Here is a 15,895-nt window from a genome sequence, read left to right as displayed (position 1 = left end):
GGAGGTAAGGGTTGAGCGACTCCGGCCGCCAGCGTCAGATCGTCGAGCTTTTGCGGGACCGGCCTTTCGCATCGGTGCGCGAGCTGCAGGAGCGGCTTGGCGTGTCGGCGGCGACGGTGCGGCGCGACATCGACAAGATCGATGAGGCCGGCGAAGCGCGCAAGGTCTATGGCGGCATCTCGGCGCTCGATGGGGCTTCGCAAGCCGGAGTCGCCTATGCCAGGCCCTATGACGAGAACCGCGACCTCGCCGTCGAGGCCAAGCGGCAGATCGCCGCTCTCGCCGCCACCATGGTGCGCGACGGCGACGCGGTCATAGTGCATGGCGGTTCGACCTGTTTCCATCTCGGCGTCAAGCTCGCCGACCGCAATATCCGGCTTTACACCAACTCGATGCCGCTCGCGGCCTATCTCAGCGATCACGGCCATTGCAGTCTGACGGTTGCCGGCGGCGACCTTTACCGCGAGCCGGGCATTATCCATTCGCTGACGCAGACGGTGCCGTTCTACGCCTCGAAGTTTTTTCTCGGCGCGCAAGGCATCGGCCAGGAAGGCCTTCTGGAATCGCACCCGCTGCTGGTCCGCTCGATCGTCGAGCTCAGCCTCTGCGCCGACCAGATCGTCGTGCTGGCCGACAGCCGAAAACTGTCGATCCATGCGCGCAATGTGGCGCTGCCGCTGTCGCGGATCGGCACGCTGGTCACCGATGACGGCCTGTCCGAGACAGATGCCCGCATGCTCGAAGATGCCGGCGTCACGGTGAGGATCGCCGCTTCCTCGGGAGGCGCCCAGTGAACATCGCGGTCCTCGATTTCGGCAAGACCAATTCGAAGCTGTTCGTCTTCGGCCAGGACGGACAGATCCTCGACGAGCGCCGCACCCAGCCGAGCTGGATCCGCAAGGGCGGCTTCAGCATGCTCGACGAGGCAACGCTGCACGACTGGGCGGCTCGCGCCATTGATGACGCCGTCGACACGCATGGCGTGGAAGGGCTGATGGTATCCGGCCATGGCTGCACCTTCGCGTTGGTCGACGAAGCCGCGCTGACGCATCCGATCCTCGATTACGAGCAGGAACCGCCGGCTGAAATCGCCGCGCAGATCGACCGCCGCATTCCGGATTTTGCCGAGACCTTTTCGCCGCGCCTGCCGCTTGGCTTCAACTACGGCCGCCACATGTTGTGGCTGAAGGAGGTGGAGCCCGGTGCCTTCGCCACAGCGAAATCGATCCTCGGCTACCCCCAATATTGGAGCTGGCGATTTGGCGGCCGGCCGGTGTCGGAGGTCTCCTATCTCGGCTGCCATTCGCATCTATGGGCGCCGCGCAAACGCGATTTCAGCTCGCTGGTCGATGCCGAGGGCTGGCGCGGCCAGATGCCCGCCTTCGAGCGTGCCGGCGCGGTGATCGGCGAGCAGCGCTTCAGCCGGGCCGCCAAGCCGGTCGCCGTCCACAACGGCGTCCATGACAGCAATGCTGCGCTCCATGCCTACCGCCGACAGCAGCTCGGGCCGGTGACCGTGGTCTCGACCGGCACCTGGGTGGTCGTGCTCAATCCGGACTGTCCGCTCAATGCACTCGATGGCGAGCGCGACATGCTGGTCAATGTCGATGTCGACGGCGGCCCGGTGCCGACCATCCGCTTCATGGGCGGTCGCGAATTCGCCACGATCAGCGCCGGCTGGCAGGGCGCAATCGCGCCGTCATCGGTACAACGGGTGATCGACGCCGGCATCATGGCGCTGCCGAGCTTCGCGCCCGGCGGCCCGATGCCGCACCGCCGCGGCGAACTGGTCGGGCGTACGCCTAATGCCGAGGAACGCGCGGCCGTGGCGCTGCTCTACGTCGCGCTGATGCTCGATCTGTGCCTCGAGCTGATCCATTCGGACAATACGGTGATCGTCGACGGCGGCCTGAACAATGGCGGGCTGCTTGCCGCGCTGCTGGCGCAATTGCGGCCCGGGCAGACCTTCCTGCAGGGCGCAACGCTGGAGGGCAGCGCCACCGGTGCCGCCGCACTTGCCTTTGAAAGCGTCGGACGCGAGTTTGCCACCGAGGCGCCGGAGGCGGTGCATGCGGCAAGCGTCAGCGGCCTTGCCGGTTACCGCAACGACTGGCGCGGCCTTGCCGCCGACCGGGGCGTGGCCAGGGCAGCCTCGGGAGGTGCACGATGAGCGCCGCCGCCCGGATCGAGACGGTGCGCCAGCCGGTGCTGGAGATGCGCCACATCTCGAAGACGTTCGGGGCGATCCGCGCCTTGCACGATGTGTCGCTGACCGTTGACGCCGGCGAGCTGCACGCGTTGATGGGCGAGAACGGTGCCGGCAAGTCGACGCTGATGAAGGTGCTGTCCGGCGCCTACCGGCCGGACCCCGGCGGCGAAATCCTGATCGACGGGATGCCTGCCGCCACCGGCGACCCGATCAAGGCGCGCGCCGCCGGCATTGCGGTCATCTATCAGGAGCTGTCGCTGGCGCCCAATCTGTCGGTGGCGCAGAACATCTTCCTCGGCAATGAGCCAAGACGGTTCGGCATCGTCGACCGCGAGCAATGTAACCGGCGCGCCAGCGAGATCATCGCGCGGCTCGGCGTGGCCTTTTCGGCGCGCACCCCGGTCACCAGCCTGTCGCTCGGCGAGCGCCAGCTGGTGGAAATCGCCCGGGCGCTGTCGACCAATGCGCGCATCATCGTCATGGACGAGCCGACCACGTCGCTGACCTCGCGTGAGACCGACCGGCTGTTCGAGGTGATCGCGACGCTGAAGTCGCAAGGCATCGCCATCATCTACATCAGCCACCGCATGGAAGAGGTTTACCAGCTCGCCGACCGCGTCAGCGTGCTGCGCGACAGCGGCTATGTCGGCACGCTCGACCGCGCCGATCTGAACGCCTCGCGCCTGGTATCGATGATGGTCGGGCGCGATCTGTCGACCTTCTACAAGAAGGATCACCGCCCGCCGGACAGCAAGCGCGCCGTCGCGCTGTCGGTGCGCGGCATGTCGGACGGCAATCTCATAAAGAATTGTTCCTTCGACCTCCACAAAGGCGAGGTGCTGGCACTGGCCGGCCTGGTCGGCTCGGGCCGGACCGAACTGGCACGGCTGATCTTCGGCGCCGACAGGCACATATCGGGCACGCTGGAGCTCGGCGGCAAACCGATATCCATCGGTTCGCCGAGCGAGGCGCTCGATGCCGGCATCGCCTACCTGACCGAGGACCGCAAGCAACTTGGCCTGTTTCTCGACATGTCGATCTCCGACAACATCAGCATGGGCGTGCTGGCAAAGGACGCGAAGGCCGGCGGTCTGCGCGACTTCGCGGCTGCCGAAAAGCGCGCCGCCAAGGCGGTGTCAGACCTCTCCATCCGCACCAGCTCGGTGCAGGCCAATGCCGGTTCGCTGTCGGGCGGCAACCAGCAGAAGGTGCTGCTCGCCCGCCTGCTGGAAACCGAGCCGCAGGTCGTCATCCTCGACGAGCCGACCCGCGGCGTCGATGTCGGGGCGAAGTCGGAAATCTACCGGCTGATCGACAACCTGGCCAAGAAAGGCATCGCCATCCTGATGATCTCCAGCGAACTGCCGGAGGTGATCGGCATCGCCGACCGCGTGCTGGTGATGCGCGACGGCACCATTGCCGGCGAGGTGACGGCGTTGGAGGGCGAGCCGCTGCGGCAGGAAGCGATCATGGAACTTGCAACGGGAGCGGCTCAGCGATGACCGACAAGGTGGCCGACACGATGAAAGCGGACGACCGGGCGATCGGCAGAAGTACGAGATGGCGCACCGCCATCGCCGCACTCGGCATGCTGCCGATCCTGATTCTGCTGGCGGTCGGCTTCCAGTTCATCAACCCGCGCTTTTTCACCCAGACCAATCTGCTGATCGTCATGCAGCAATCGTCGATCAACATCGTGCTGGCAGCCGGCATGACCTTCGTCATCCTGACCGGCGGCATCGACCTGTCCGTCGGCTCGATCCTTGCCGCCTCGGCGATGGTGGCGGTGATGGTGTCGCTGGTGCCCGATTGGGGACTGCTGGGCGTGCCGGCGGCCATTCTCGTCGGGCTCGGCTTCGGCGTCATCAACGGGCTGCTGATCGCCTACATCAAGCTGCCGCCCTTCATCGTCACGCTGGGATCGCTGACCGCCGTGCGCGGCGTCGCCCGCCTGCTTGGCCAGGACACTACGGTGTTCAACGCGGACCTGCCGTTCGACTTCATCGGCAACGGTTCGCTGTTCGGCATTCCGTGGCTGGTAATCATCGCGCTGGCGGTGGTGGTGCTGTCCTGGCTGGTGCTCAAGCGCACCGTGCTCGGCACCTGGATCTACGCCGTCGGTGGTAACGCCGAGGCCGCCAGGCTGACCGGCATCAAAGTGCCGCTGGTGCTGCTCTTCGTCTATGGCGTTTCCGGCCTTCTGGCCGGGCTTGGCGGCGCTATGTCGGCGGCCCGGCTCTATGCCGCCAACGGGCTGCAGCTCGGCCAGTCCTACGAACTCGACGCCATTGCCGCGGTCATCCTCGGCGGCACCAGTTTCGTCGGGGGCGTCGGCTCGATCTGGGGCACGCTGATCGGCGGCCTGATCATCGCCGTGCTGTCCAACGGGCTCATCCTCGCCGGAGTTTCGGACATCTGGCAGTACATCATCAAGGGATTGGTCATCATCGTGGCGGTCGCCCTCGACCGTTACCGGCTCCAGGCAGGAGCAAGAACGTGATGGCCCTTAGTCGCCGGCATCCAACGAGCCGGTTTCATGTGTAACGCACCGTGAGAGGCGCGGGGCATCAGGAGGAAAATAAAACAATGAAGACCATCGCTAAACTGCTCTGCGGCGTAGCCTTTGCGGCCGCCGTCATCGCGCCGGCATCGGCCAAGGACCTGAACAAGGTCGGCATCTCGGTCGGCCTGCTCGGCAATCCGTTCTTCGTCGCCACCATCAAGGGCATCGAGGACGCGGCCAAGAAGATCAATCCGAATGTGCAGGTGACCTCGGTATCGGCCGACTACGACCTCAACAAGCAGGTTTCGCAGGTCGATTCCTTCATCGCCGCCGGCGTCGACGTCATCATGCTCAACGCCGTCGATGCCAAAGCGATCGCGCCGGCGGTCAAGAAGGCACAGGCGGCCGGCATCGTCGTTGCCGCCTTCGACGTTTCGGCGCCGGGCGCCGACGTCACCGTGATGACCAACAACGTCAAGGCCGGCGAAGAGGCGTGCCAGTATCTGGTCGATCATACCGGCGGCAAGGGCGACTACGTCATCCTCAACGGCCCGGCCTCGTCATCGATCCTGGAGCGGGTCAAGGGCTGCAAGGACGTGCTGGCAAAACACCCCGACATCAAGATCCTTTCCGACGACCAGAACGCCGAAGGCTCACGTGACGGCGGCTTGAAAGTGTTCCAGTCGCTGCTGACCCGTTTCGACAAGATCGACGCGGTCTTCGCCATCAACGATCCGACGGCGATCGGCGCCCAGCTTGCGGCCAAGCAGCTCAACCGCTCGGAGTTCATCTTCACCGCGGTCGACGGCGCGCCCGATATCGAGAAGGAACTCGCTTCCGGCACGTCGATGATCAAAGCCTCGGCCTCGCAGGATCCCTATGTGATGGCCGGCCAGTCGCTGACGATGGCGGCTGACCTGCTTGCCGGCAAGAAGCCGGCCGAGCCGACGGTACTGCTCGACCCGAAGCTGATCACGGCCGACAATTTGAAGGATTACAAGGGCTGGACCGCAGCTCGCTAAGCCTCCCAAGCCTGGTGTGGCCGGGATGACCGGCCGCACCTTTTTATCGGAGCAATGGATTGCCAAAAGCCGATTTGGACTTGGGTCCGCTACTCCTGGAATGACCGGAGACAATCATGTCGCGCATCGGAATCCACTCATTCGTCTGGTCGGCGAGCTCGGCGCAGAGCGACCTCGAGCGGACGCTGGCCAACACCAGGGAGGCCGGCTTCGACCTGATCGAATTCTCTTATCTCGACCCCGCCAATGTCGACATCGACGGCTTGGCCAAGCGGATCGGCGATCTCGGCCTCGGCGTCGCGATCAGCATCGGACTGCCGGCCGACGGCGATATTTCGAGCACCGACAAAACGATTGCCGCGCGCGGAGTCGAAATCCTGAGACGTACGATCGCGCTGACCCGCGATCTTGGCGGCCAAAAGGTCGCCGGCATCCTCAGCACCAGCCATGGATTGCAGAGCGAAGCGCCGACGCGCGACCAGTGGAACCGCAGCGCCGGCACGCTTGCCGAGGTGGCCGAGACAGCAAAATCAGCAGGCGTCAGCCTCAACCTCGAGATCGTCAACCGCTTCGAAAGCAACCTGCTCAACACCGCCGCGCAAGGCATGGCCTTCATCGCGGACAGCGGCTCCGACAACATCTTCCTGCATCTCGACAGCTTCCATATGAACATCGAGGAGGCCGATGTCGGCTTGGCCATTCGCAACGCCGCAAGGAAGATCGGCTATGTCCATATCGGCGAGAGCCATCGCGGCTTCCTCGGCACCGGCAATATCGATTTTGCTGCGATATTCGACGCGCTGACCGCCATCGGCTACAGCGACGACCTCAGCTTCGAATCCTTCTCGTCGGAAATCGTCGATGAGAACCTGTCGCGGAAAACCGCCATCTGGCGTAATCTGTGGACCGACAATATGGAGCTGGCCAAACATGCGCGCCGCTTCATTGCGCTCGGACTGGAGACGGCGCGGCGCAAGGCCGAGCTTGTTTCCGCAACGCACCGGGCTTGAGAACTCGCAGTTCCGAAAATCGATCTGGTTAGGCCAGAGGCGCTGTATTAGCCGGCAAAACGCGGCCCAAGTTCCTCGATGCGGCGGATCATCGCCAGGAAATCCTCCGAGATGCGCTGGTGCAGGTGAACCGCCAGCTCCGGGTATTCCTCAAGGATGCGGCGGAACATCTTGCGGCTGAGCCGCAGCACTTCCGAATCGATTTCGGCAGAGGCGCTGGTCAGCCGGTTGGTATCGGCGATCAGCGCCAGTTCGCTGAGCATGGTGCCGGGGCCGGCGGTGCCGATCGGGATGCGCTCGCCGTCGTGCTCGCGGTAGAGGACGATGCGGCCGCTGATCACGATATAGGCGCAATCGGCCGCGTCATCCTCGCGGTAAAGCTTGTGGTCGGCTTGCAACCTGGTGGTTTCGGCGCCGAAGGCGAGCAGACGCAGTTGTTCCTGCGTAAAGCCCTCGAAGAGCCTCACGGTGGACAGGATGCGGATGTCGTCATCCAGCGCCATCTAGCTATGTCCCCGAACCGTCAGTCCGACTCCTCCCCTACGAGGCCGATCCAAAACCACCTCCAGCCTCAGGACCGTACCCGAAAAGCGCCCCGCCCGGATCGCTTATTTGAATAATGAAATGTTTAAGGAACCAGCTTGTAGCCGCCGCTTTCTGTCACGAGAATTTCCGCGTTGGAAGGATCGCGCTCGATCTTCTGGCGCAGCCGGTAGACATGCGTTTCCAGGGTGTGGGTGGTGACGCCGGAATTGTAGCCCCAGACTTCCTCCAGCAGCACGTCGCGGGTCACCACCTTCTGGTCGGCGCGGTAGAGATATTTGATGATCGAGGCTTCCTTTTCGGTCAGCCGTACCTTGGCGCCGCGCGGGTCGATCAGAAGCTTCTGGCTGGGCTTGAACGTGTAGGGGCCGACCGAGAAAGTGGCGTCCTCGCTCTGCTCGTGCTGGCGCAGCTGGGCGCGGATGCGGGCCAGCAGCACGGCAAAGCGGAACGGCTTCGTCACATAGTCGTTGGCGCCGGCCTCGAGCCCAAGGATAGTGTCGGAATCGGTATCGTGGCCGGTCAGCATGATGATCGGCGCCTTGTAGCCGCCCTTGCGCAATATCTTTACCGCCTCGCGGCCATCCATGTCGGGCAGGCCGACATCCATGATGAGCAGGTCGATGAGCCCGCCGCGCGCGGTGGCGACGCCTTTGGCGGCGGTCGCTTCCTGCAGGACATCGAATTCCTCATAAAGCGACAATTGCTCGACAAGGGTGCCGCGCAGGTCGTCATCGTCGTCGACGATCAGAATGGTGCGTGAAGTCATGGATCAATCCGTTGTTTTGAAAAGAGATTTCAGTTGACCGCAGCCTGTTTATGCGGAAGCTGACCGGCACAACAGCCGTTCACAGTGATTTGTTCCGTGGCACGATCATACAAGAAAAAACACGATCGCAATGCAGTCGGCGCAATTTTGCCGAAAGGGCTCGCCGTGCTCACCGTGCGCGCGCGCCCGGGCCATGCCAGCCAGGGCTTTCTGCAGGCCGGCAAACTGGTGTTTCCATGTGCTTTGGGGCATGGCGGCATCTCGGCGGCCAAGCGCGAGGGCGACGGCGCCACGCCGCTTGCCTCGATGCGGATATTGTCGGGATATTTTCGCGGCGACCGTTTCGCCGGCGGCCGCCGGACGCGGCTCGCGATGACGCCGATTGGCCGCGACCTCGGCTGGTGCGAAGTGCCTGGGGACCGCAACTACAACCGCCCGGTCAAAATCCCCTATGGCGCCAGCCATGAGCGGATGCTGCGCACCGACGATCTCTATGACGCCTGCCTGGTGCTGGACTGGAACATTGTGCCGCGCCGGCGCGGGCGCGGCAGCGCCATCTTCTTCCACCTGGCGCGCCCCGGCTTTACGCCGACGCAAGGCTGCGTCGCGGTAACGGCTCGCACCATGGCGCGGCTGCTGCCGCTGCTGTCGGAACGGACGGTGATAAGGGTGGTAAGGTAGGGGAGAATAGTGAGCGAATTGGTCGGGAAGGATATTCGCGGACCCGCCGCTTAGCTTCACTACTCACTACACCGTCCTAGCGCTTCCTCGGCAGCTGCCAACCCGTGTCGAGAAGGCCGAGCCGGCCGAGTTCGCGGTCCATGGCGCGTGCGATGTCCTTGCGTTCGCCGCCGATGTCGCGCAGCTGGCGATCGGAGAGATCCTCGACATTCTCGTAGGGAAGATTGACCGCGATTTTTGCGTAGCGAAACCAGTCAAGCATAGCGCGTAGCCAGGTCGGGCGGAGGGTTACAGAGCGCAAGACGGTGTCAGACATGGTGTAATCCGCTTCTCCGGACATCAAATCCGGTTTGATGTTTCCTCGATGACCAGATCATGACCGATTGAAATCCAAACAGGAAACGAGTAGTTTTTTCTGCATCTTCAAGTTTTTTTTGAGGATTGGGATGCTCGACCGAACTTTCCTCGTCTGGCACTGATGGCGCGCCTGCTGCCTGGAACCCGTGCGCTGCGGACGCTGGAGGCAGCGGCCCGGCATCTCAATTTCACCCGCGCCGCCGACGAGCTCGGCCTGACGCCGGCAGCGGTCAGCCATCAGATCAAGGAAATCGAGGATCAGCTCGGCATCGTGCTGTTCACACGCACCAGCCGCACGATCCGGCTGACCGAGGCGGGTGCGGTGCTGTTCGAAGCTTCGACCGATGCGCTCGACCTGCTTGGCCGGGCCGTCTCACGGGCGCAGAAGACGGCGCGCGGATCGGCGCTGCTGAAGGTCACCCTCGATGCGCAATTCGCGACGAAGTGGCTGATGCGGCGCGTCGACGATTTTCGCAAGCAGCATCCGGCAATCGAGCTGCGTTTCGACATCAGCTACGAGGTGCGCGACTTCGATCGCGACGACGTCGATCTCGGCATCCGTTTCGGCACCGGCAAATATCCGGGGCTTCGCTCGCACCGGCTGTTCGAAAACGTCATCATTCCGGTCTGCAGCCCGGCCCTGCTGCGGGCCGGGCCGCCCCTCAAGGAGCCGCGCGACCTGTTCCATCATACGCTGGCGCATATCGAGTGGTCGCGCCAGGGCGTCACCTGGCCGAACTGGAGCATGTGGATGGCGGCGGCGGGCGTCGACGATTTCGACGACAGCCGGACCATCGTGTTCGGCAATTCGACCGATGCCGTCCAGGCCGCGCTCGACGGCAATGCGGTTGCGCTCGCCGATTTCGCGATGGTGGCAAACGACCTTTCGGAAGGCCGGCTGATCCGGCCGTTCGAACTCGGCATCAAGGTCGCGCCCGAATTCGCCTATTTCCTGGTCTATCCCGAAACTGCGGCGAATGATCCGCGCATCGTCGCCTTTCGCGATTGGCTCCTCGAGGAAGTCGCCAAGACACCGACCTGACGGTCAGCCGGTCGCCGCCGCGCCGAACCAGCCGATCACCGCGCCGATGAGAAGCAGCACGCCGAGCCAGTGACCAACATCGATGAGCGTCAGATCCCAGCCGAAACCTTCGTAGCGATGGTTGACCGAAAGCGTCGTGGCGACGAACCCCAGCCAGAGAACGAAGCCGAAGATCACCCCGGCAAGCAGGCTCGGTTCGCCGCCGGTCATCGCGCCGATGATCAGCGACATGACCAGCGCCATCACGATCTCCGCGACGAAGGAGACGACGAAGGGCAGCATCGATTTGCTCATCGTCGCCGGATCAAGCTTGGCGGCCTTCAGCCACGGCTTGCTCAAGCCCATGTACCAGGCGGCGCCGAACAACCACGCCACGACGGCGGCGACGATTACCGCCAGCCAGTTGATTGCCGAAAAATCCATGGTTCCCTCCGGTCGATTGCGCGATGGAACGCCTGTTCGGCGATGCCGTCAAGCAAGACGCCAGACGGTGGTGCGCTTGACCTCGGCGTCTTCCAGCGCGCGGGTCACCGCCACTTCGTAGACGGCAAGCGGCTCCAGCCCGGTCTTCGGCAGATAGGAGCGGCCGGGATCGCCGACGAGAATGTCGGCGCCGCGCGCCCTCAGCCGGGCGAACCACGGCATCAGCCCGTCGGCAAAGGACTTGTCGTAGAAGACATCGCCGGCCAGCACGACGTCCCACCCGGCATCGCTGCCGATGGGATCGCCGGCGAGGAATTCTATTTCGGTCCCATTGGCCTCGGCATTGAGGCGGATCGCGGTCGCGCAGAACGGGTCGATATCGGCGGCGATCACCTCGGCAGCGCCGGCCTTCACTGCTGCAATGGCGACAAGGCCGGAGCCTGAGGCGAAGTCGAGCACGCGCCTGCCGCGCACCGCCGCCGGATTGTCGAGGATGTAGCGGGCAAGGCCCTGGCCGCCGGCCCAAGCGAAAGCCCAGAAGGGTGGCGGCAGGCCGATTTCGGTCAGCTCGTCCTCTGTCCGCTGCCATAATCCATGTGCCTCGTCGGCCAGGTGCAGGCGGACCTCCGGCACATGCGGCGGCGCCATCAGCGCCGTGTTGTCGAGGATGAATTTCCTGGCGCTGTCCGGCGTCAGCGCCGTCATGGCGCCGGCGTCAGGCCGCCCATGCGGCAAACCTCTTGCCATTCGGCCGGCGTCACCGGCTGCACGGACAGCCGCCCGAGCCGCACCAGCGCCATGTCGGCCAGCTGTGGATTGGCCTTGGCCTGCTCCAGCGTCACCGGCTTCGGCATGTCCTTGAAGGCGCGGATATCGACGCACTCCCAGCGGGGGTCGTCGGTGGTGCTGTCCTGATGGGCCAGAGCGCAGACTTCGGCGATGCCGACGATGTCGAGCCCGTCATTGGAATGGTAGAAGAAGCCGAGATCGCCGATCTGCATCGCCTTCATGTTGTTGCGCGCTGCATAATTGCGCACGCCGTCCCATTGCGTGCCGGCCTTGCCCTTGGCCTTGAGGTCCTCGAAGGAGAAGACCGAAGGTTCGGATTTGAACAGCCAGTAGTTCATTGTGTTGCTCCTCCTCAGGTGCCGCCGCGATCAGATATCCGCCGGCTTGTTGAAGCGCCAGTTCCACTGCCGGATTTCGACGCTTTCGAACAGCCCTGCCTTGGTATAGGGATCGGCCGCCGACAGGGCTTTTGCCGCAGCCAGATCGGGCGCCTCGACGACGGCGAGAGTGCCGTTCGGCTTGCCGTCGGCGTCGAGGAACGGGCCGGCGAAGGCCAATTTCTTGTCGCCGTTCAGCCCTTCCAGGAAGGCAAGGTGCTTGGGCCGCGTATCGAGCCGCACCTGCAGGCTTCCTGGCTTGTCCTTGCAAATCAACGCAAACAGCATCTTTTCCATCTCCGCAATCGTTCGGAATTACATGTCGGTTTCGGTCTTGAGCGGCCGTGTCATCAATGCCGATACAGCCTGGTCTATGGTTATGGTGCCGTCCAGTATGGCGGCGACGGCGGCGATGATCGGCGCGTCGATCCGGCGCTCGCCGGCGATGCGGGCGGCGATTGCCGCCGTCGGCACGCCTTCCGCCAAAGGCAAGCCGGCAAGCGGCTTGCCTTGCCCCAGCGCCAGCCCATAAGCGAAATTGCGCGACTGCGCGGACGAGCAGGTAAGCAGCAGGTCGCCGAGGCCGGAAAGTCCCATCAGCGTCTCGGCCTTGGCGCCAAAGGCGGCGCCGATGCGGCGCAATTCGACGAAACCGCGCGTCACCATCGCCGCCTGGGCGCTGGCACCGAGCCCGGCGCCGGTGACGGCACCCGCGGCAATGGCAAAGACGTTCTTCAGCGCGCCGCCGATCTCGACACCGATCAGGTCGTCGCTCGAATAACAGCGCAGGTTTTCCGCCGAAAAGCGGGCGGCGAGGTCGGTGGCCAGAGCCTCGTCGCGGGCGGCGACCACGACAGCCGTCGGCAGGCCCCTGGCGACGTCGGTGGCAAAGCTTGGGCCCGACAAAGCGGCGACCGGATTTGCCGGCAGGATACCCTCGGCAATGGACGACAGCAGCGCGCCGGTGTCGCGCTCGATGCCCTTGGCGCAGAGGACCAGCGGGACGCCTTTTGGCATATGGCTGGACGCGGCCGTCAGCATAACACGTAACGATTGTGCCGGCGCCACCGCCAGAACGCAGTCGGCGCCGTCGAGCGCGGCCACGATGTCGCTCGTCGCCACGATGCCGGCCTGGAGCGCGATGCCCGGCAGATAGCGCGGATTTTCGCCACGGTCGATCGCCGCGACGGTCTCCGGGTCGCGCGCATAGAGGCGGACGAAATGACCGGCGCGCAGCATGGCCAGCGCCAGCGCCGTGCCCCAGGCGCCGCCGCCGAGCACGGCGACGCGCCAACCGCTTGGAGCCTTGTGCTCGCTGCCGGTCATGCCTTGGCCCCACGCCGGCCCGAGCCGACCATCGGAGCGGAGATGCTGTCCAGCGGCCACCGCGAGCGCGGCACGAAATCGGCGGCATTTTCGCCTGATATCCCGGCGCGCAGGCGCTCGATGCCGGCCCAGGCGATCATCGCCGCATTATCGGTGCAGAGGTTAAGCGGCGGCGCGACGAAGCTGAACCCGGCCTGCTTGCACAGGCCCTGCAATGTCGCCTTGATCGTCCGATTGGCGGCGACGCCGCCGGCGACAACCAGCGCAGGCTCGGCCTTGTCCGGGAATTGCTGACGGAACCTGGTCAGCGCCCGCGCAACACGGTCGCCCAGCGCATCCGCGACCGCCGCCTGGAAGGAGGCGCAGATATCGGCGACGTCCTGGTCGCTCAGCGGGGCAATCGCCGTTGCCGCCTGGCGTACCGCGGTCTTGAGACCGGAGAAGGAAAAATCTGGCTGTGCCGAGCCCTTCATCGGGCGCGGAAACGCAAAACGCGCCGCATCGCCATTTGCCGCCGCCTTCTCGACATTCGGTCCGCCCGGATAGGGCAGGCCGAGCATCTTGGCCGTCTTGTCGAAGGCCTCGCCAAGCGCGTCATCGATAGTCGTCGCCCAGCGCTGGTAGTCGCCGACGCCGCGCACGGCGACGATCTGGGTATGGCCGCCGGAGACCAGCAGCAAGAGGTAGGGAAAGTCGAGCCCATCGGTCAATCTGGCCGTCAGCGCGTGGCCTTCGAGATGGTTGATGGCGATCAGCGGTTTTTTGGCTGCCGCGGCGATTGCTTTTGCCGTCATCAGGCCGACGATCAGCCCGCCGACAAGACCGGGACCGGCGGTGGCGGCAATCGCATCGATGTCGGCGAGGTCGACGCCGGAATCGGTCAGCGCTGCCTCGATGATGCCGTCGAGCGCCTCGACATGGGCGCGCGCGGCAATCTCCGGCACGACGCCGCCGAAAGCAGCATGCTCCTCGATCTGGCTGAGCACGATGTTCGACAGGATTTGCGGCGTGCTGCGACCGTCCAGCGCCACCACGCTGGCGGCGGTCTCGTCGCAACTCGTCTCGATGCCCAGAACGCGGATCAATTCGTCGCTGTCCTCGATGATTGTGCAATCGGCCTTTCCCCGATAGGAGAAAACCCGGAAAACTGCCTCGATCTGCCGGGGGTTATCACGGACGGCGCGTCATGCAAACAACCTTGAAAATCGGAACACGCGGCAGCCCGCTGGCACTGGCGCAGGCGCATGAAACGCAGGCGCGGCTGATGGCCGCGCACGGCATGCCGGTCGAGGCGTTCGAGGTGGTCGTCATCTCGACCAGCGGTGACCGCATCCAGGACCGGCCGCTGTCGGAAGCCGGCGGCAAGGGCCTGTTCACCAAGGAGATCGAGGAGGCGCTGCTGGCGCGCCGCATCGACATCGCCGTGCATTCGTCGAAGGACATGCCGACGCTGTTGCCCGAGGGGCTGGAACTGTCTGCCTACCTGCCGCGCGAGGACGCGCGCGACGCCTTCATCGGCAAGGCGGCGCGAACGATTGCCGGCCTGCCGCAAGGCGCCAAGGTCGGTTCGTCGTCGCTGCGGCGCCAGGCGCTGATCCGGCGGATGCGGCCGGACGTCGAAGTGGTGATGTTTCGCGGCAATGTGCAGACGCGGCTGCGCAAGCTCGACGACGGCATCGCCGACGGCACCATCCTCGCCTATGCCGGGCTGAAGCGGCTCGGGCTCGAGGACGTCGTCACCGACCTGATGCCGCTCGAGGTCTTTCCGCCGGCGCCGGGGCAAGGCGCGATCTGCATCGAAAGCCGCATCGGCGACCGCGACGTGGAACAGATGCTGGCAGCGATCCACGACCGGCCGACCGGTGAGGCGCTGGCCTGCGAGCGCGGCTTCCTGGCGGCGCTCGACGGCTCCTGCCGCACACCGATCGCCGGCCATGCGACGATATCGGGCGGAACGGTTTCCTTTGCCGGGCTGATCATCTCGCCCGATGGCACGCAGTCGCATGAGGTCAGGCTGGAAGGGCCGGCGCAACAGGCTGCCGGCATCGGCGCGGAAGCCGCCGCGATCGTTCGCGCCAAGGCCGGCGAAACATTCTTCGACGGCTGGACCTGACATGCTCCGCGTCCTGGTGACGAGGCCCGAACCGGGCGCCTCGCGCACGGCGCGCCGGCTCGCGGATGCCGGCTTTCAGCCGATCCTGCTGCCGCTGACCGAAACGGCGGCGCTGCCGGTCGAAGCAGGCGCGCTGGCTGACGCCGCCGCGGCGGTCGCGGTCACCAGCGCCAATGCGGTTCGCCATGCGCCGAAAGAGGTCATTACCGCGCTCGCGCGCTTGCCGTGCCAGGCTGTCGGCAAGAAGACGGCGGAAGCCGCCCGCAGGGCCGGGTTTCTGTCTGTCGGCGAAGGCCCGGGCAATGCCAAGGCGCTGGCCGATGCGCTCGCTGGCGGTTACGCTGGGCAGACCATCGTCTATCTCTGCGGGCGGGTGCGCTTTCCGGACTTCGAGGAGCGGCTGTTTGCGTCGGGCGTTCATGTCCGCGCCGTCGAGACCTACGACACTTTTGCGCTGGATTATTCCGACGAGGCCGTTCTTGCGCGCCTGTCCGCCCGGCCGGTCGAGGCGGTGCTGCTCTATTCGGCCAAGGCGGCCACGGCGATGCAGGCCCTGGCTAGCCGGCCGGCGCTGCGTGGCCTTTTTCAGGACACGCGCTTTTTCGCTTTGTCGGGGCGCATTGCCGGGGCCTTGGGCGATGTCGCCGGGATCCGGATTGCGCCTGAGCCCAGCGAGGATGCCTTGCTGGGGCTTTTGCAGGCGTCGCGCTGACCGGCATCCGCCTGTTCCG

General features: G+C 65.1%; 19 protein-coding genes. 10 read left to right on the top strand and 9 right to left on the bottom strand.

Annotated elements, in window-relative coordinates; genetic code table 11:
* Positions 1–11: 11 nt before the first annotated feature.
* The 6 genes from NKH98_RS03995 (at position 12) to NKH98_RS03970 (ending at position 6,744) form a co-directional block, all read left to right on the top strand.
* Positions 12–794, top strand: coding sequence for a DeoR/GlpR family DNA-binding transcription regulator (locus NKH98_RS03995; protein WP_352649392.1), 783 nt, complete (start codon positions 12–14; stop codon positions 792–794).
* On the top strand, positions 791–2,170 hold the full coding sequence (locus tag NKH98_RS03990; RefSeq protein ID WP_352896750.1) for an FGGY-family carbohydrate kinase: 1,380 nt from the start codon (positions 791–793) through the stop codon (positions 2,168–2,170). The genes NKH98_RS03995 and NKH98_RS03990 overlap by 4 nt, the downstream gene beginning before the upstream one ends.
* A complete protein-coding gene (locus NKH98_RS03985; protein ID WP_352896749.1) occupies positions 2,167–3,711 on the top strand; it encodes a sugar ABC transporter ATP-binding protein in 1,545 nt (514 codons plus the stop codon). The genes NKH98_RS03990 and NKH98_RS03985 overlap by 4 nt, the downstream gene beginning before the upstream one ends.
* Before the next feature lie 20 nt (positions 3,712–3,731).
* Positions 3,732–4,709, top strand: a complete 978-nt coding sequence (locus NKH98_RS03980) for an ABC transporter permease subunit (protein WP_502894194.1) — start codon at positions 3,732–3,734, stop codon at positions 4,707–4,709.
* An 86-nt stretch (positions 4,710–4,795) separates the two neighbouring features.
* On the top strand, positions 4,796–5,734 hold the full coding sequence (locus NKH98_RS03975) for an ABC transporter substrate-binding protein (protein ID WP_254817805.1): 939 nt from the start codon (positions 4,796–4,798) through the stop codon (positions 5,732–5,734).
* Between the two features lie 116 nt (positions 5,735–5,850).
* On the top strand, positions 5,851–6,744 hold the full coding sequence (locus NKH98_RS03970; protein ID WP_352896748.1) for a sugar phosphate isomerase/epimerase family protein: 894 nt from the start codon (positions 5,851–5,853) through the stop codon (positions 6,742–6,744).
* A gap of 47 nt (positions 6,745–6,791) precedes the next feature.
* On the opposite strand, the gene NKH98_RS03965 is transcribed toward NKH98_RS03970, so the two are convergent.
* Positions 6,792–7,247, bottom strand: a complete 456-nt coding sequence (locus NKH98_RS03965; protein WP_352479987.1) for a cyclic nucleotide-binding domain-containing protein — start codon at positions 7,245–7,247, stop codon at positions 6,792–6,794.
* Positions 7,248–7,372: 125 nt separating this feature from the next.
* On the bottom strand, positions 7,373–8,056 hold the full coding sequence (locus tag NKH98_RS03960; protein WP_023680479.1) for a response regulator transcription factor: 684 nt from the start codon (positions 8,054–8,056) through the stop codon (positions 7,373–7,375).
* Between the two features lie 144 nt (positions 8,057–8,200).
* Here NKH98_RS03960 and NKH98_RS03955 point away from each other — a divergent pair, with 144 nt between their 5' ends.
* Positions 8,201–8,737: a L,D-transpeptidase family protein gene (locus NKH98_RS03955; RefSeq protein ID WP_352801958.1), complete on the top strand. Its 537-nt coding sequence runs from the start codon at positions 8,201–8,203 to the stop codon at positions 8,735–8,737.
* 76 nt (positions 8,738–8,813) lie between these two features.
* Here the strand turns inward: NKH98_RS03955 and NKH98_RS03950 are convergent, their stop codons facing one another.
* Positions 8,814–9,053, bottom strand: a complete 240-nt coding sequence (locus NKH98_RS03950; protein WP_352896746.1) for a hypothetical protein — start codon at positions 9,051–9,053, stop codon at positions 8,814–8,816.
* A 162-nt stretch (positions 9,054–9,215) separates the two neighbouring features.
* Here NKH98_RS03950 and gcvA point away from each other — a divergent pair, with 162 nt between their 5' ends.
* On the top strand, positions 9,216–10,136 hold the full coding sequence (gene gcvA / locus NKH98_RS03945; RefSeq protein WP_352479989.1) for a transcriptional regulator GcvA: 921 nt from the start codon (positions 9,216–9,218) through the stop codon (positions 10,134–10,136).
* A 3-nt stretch (positions 10,137–10,139) separates the two neighbouring features.
* Here the strand turns inward: gcvA and NKH98_RS03940 are convergent, their stop codons facing one another.
* Genes NKH98_RS03940 through tsaD form a run of 6 tightly spaced genes read right to left on the bottom strand, consistent with a single transcriptional unit; the run spans position 10,140 to position 14,133 of the window.
* Entirely contained in the window at positions 10,140–10,559 is a 420-nt protein-coding gene (locus NKH98_RS03940; RefSeq protein ID WP_352896744.1) for a DUF1761 domain-containing protein, read from the bottom strand.
* A 48-nt stretch (positions 10,560–10,607) separates the two neighbouring features.
* The gene (locus tag NKH98_RS03935; protein ID WP_502894190.1) at positions 10,608–11,306 is read right to left on the bottom strand and encodes a class I SAM-dependent methyltransferase; all 699 of its coding nucleotides are present in this window, start codon (positions 11,304–11,306) and stop codon (positions 10,608–10,610) included.
* The gene (locus NKH98_RS03930) at positions 11,261–11,686 is read right to left on the bottom strand and encodes an EVE domain-containing protein (RefSeq protein ID WP_254817798.1); all 426 of its coding nucleotides are present in this window, start codon (positions 11,684–11,686) and stop codon (positions 11,261–11,263) included. The genes NKH98_RS03935 and NKH98_RS03930 overlap by 46 nt, the downstream gene beginning before the upstream one ends.
* A gap of 30 nt (positions 11,687–11,716) precedes the next feature.
* Positions 11,717–12,013: a YciI-like protein gene (locus NKH98_RS03925; RefSeq protein WP_352896799.1), complete on the bottom strand. Its 297-nt coding sequence runs from the start codon at positions 12,011–12,013 to the stop codon at positions 11,717–11,719.
* A 27-nt stretch (positions 12,014–12,040) separates the two neighbouring features.
* Positions 12,041–13,051, bottom strand: a complete 1,011-nt coding sequence (locus NKH98_RS03920) for an NAD(P)H-dependent glycerol-3-phosphate dehydrogenase (RefSeq protein WP_254817797.1) — start codon at positions 13,049–13,051, stop codon at positions 12,041–12,043.
* Entirely contained in the window at positions 13,048–14,133 is a 1,086-nt protein-coding gene (tsaD, locus tag NKH98_RS03915) for a tRNA (adenosine(37)-N6)-threonylcarbamoyltransferase complex transferase subunit TsaD (RefSeq protein ID WP_352480035.1), read from the bottom strand. The genes NKH98_RS03920 and tsaD overlap by 4 nt, the downstream gene beginning before the upstream one ends.
* A 104-nt stretch (positions 14,134–14,237) precedes the next feature.
* Between tsaD and hemC the strand changes: the two genes are divergently transcribed.
* Together hemC and NKH98_RS03905 are read left to right on the top strand one after the other, a co-directional pair.
* The gene (gene hemC, locus NKH98_RS03910) at positions 14,238–15,164 is read left to right on the top strand and encodes a hydroxymethylbilane synthase (RefSeq protein WP_352896742.1); all 927 of its coding nucleotides are present in this window, start codon (positions 14,238–14,240) and stop codon (positions 15,162–15,164) included.
* Position 15,165: 1 nt separating this feature from the next.
* The gene (locus NKH98_RS03905) at positions 15,166–15,876 is read left to right on the top strand and encodes a uroporphyrinogen-III synthase (protein WP_352801467.1); all 711 of its coding nucleotides are present in this window, start codon (positions 15,166–15,168) and stop codon (positions 15,874–15,876) included.
* Positions 15,877–15,895 lie beyond the last annotated feature (19 nt).

This window comes from Mesorhizobium sp. M0833 (assembly GCF_040319905.1).
Classification (GTDB): domain Bacteria; phylum Pseudomonadota; class Alphaproteobacteria; order Rhizobiales; family Rhizobiaceae; genus Mesorhizobium.
This window is presented reverse-complemented; position numbering and strand designations above follow the sequence as displayed.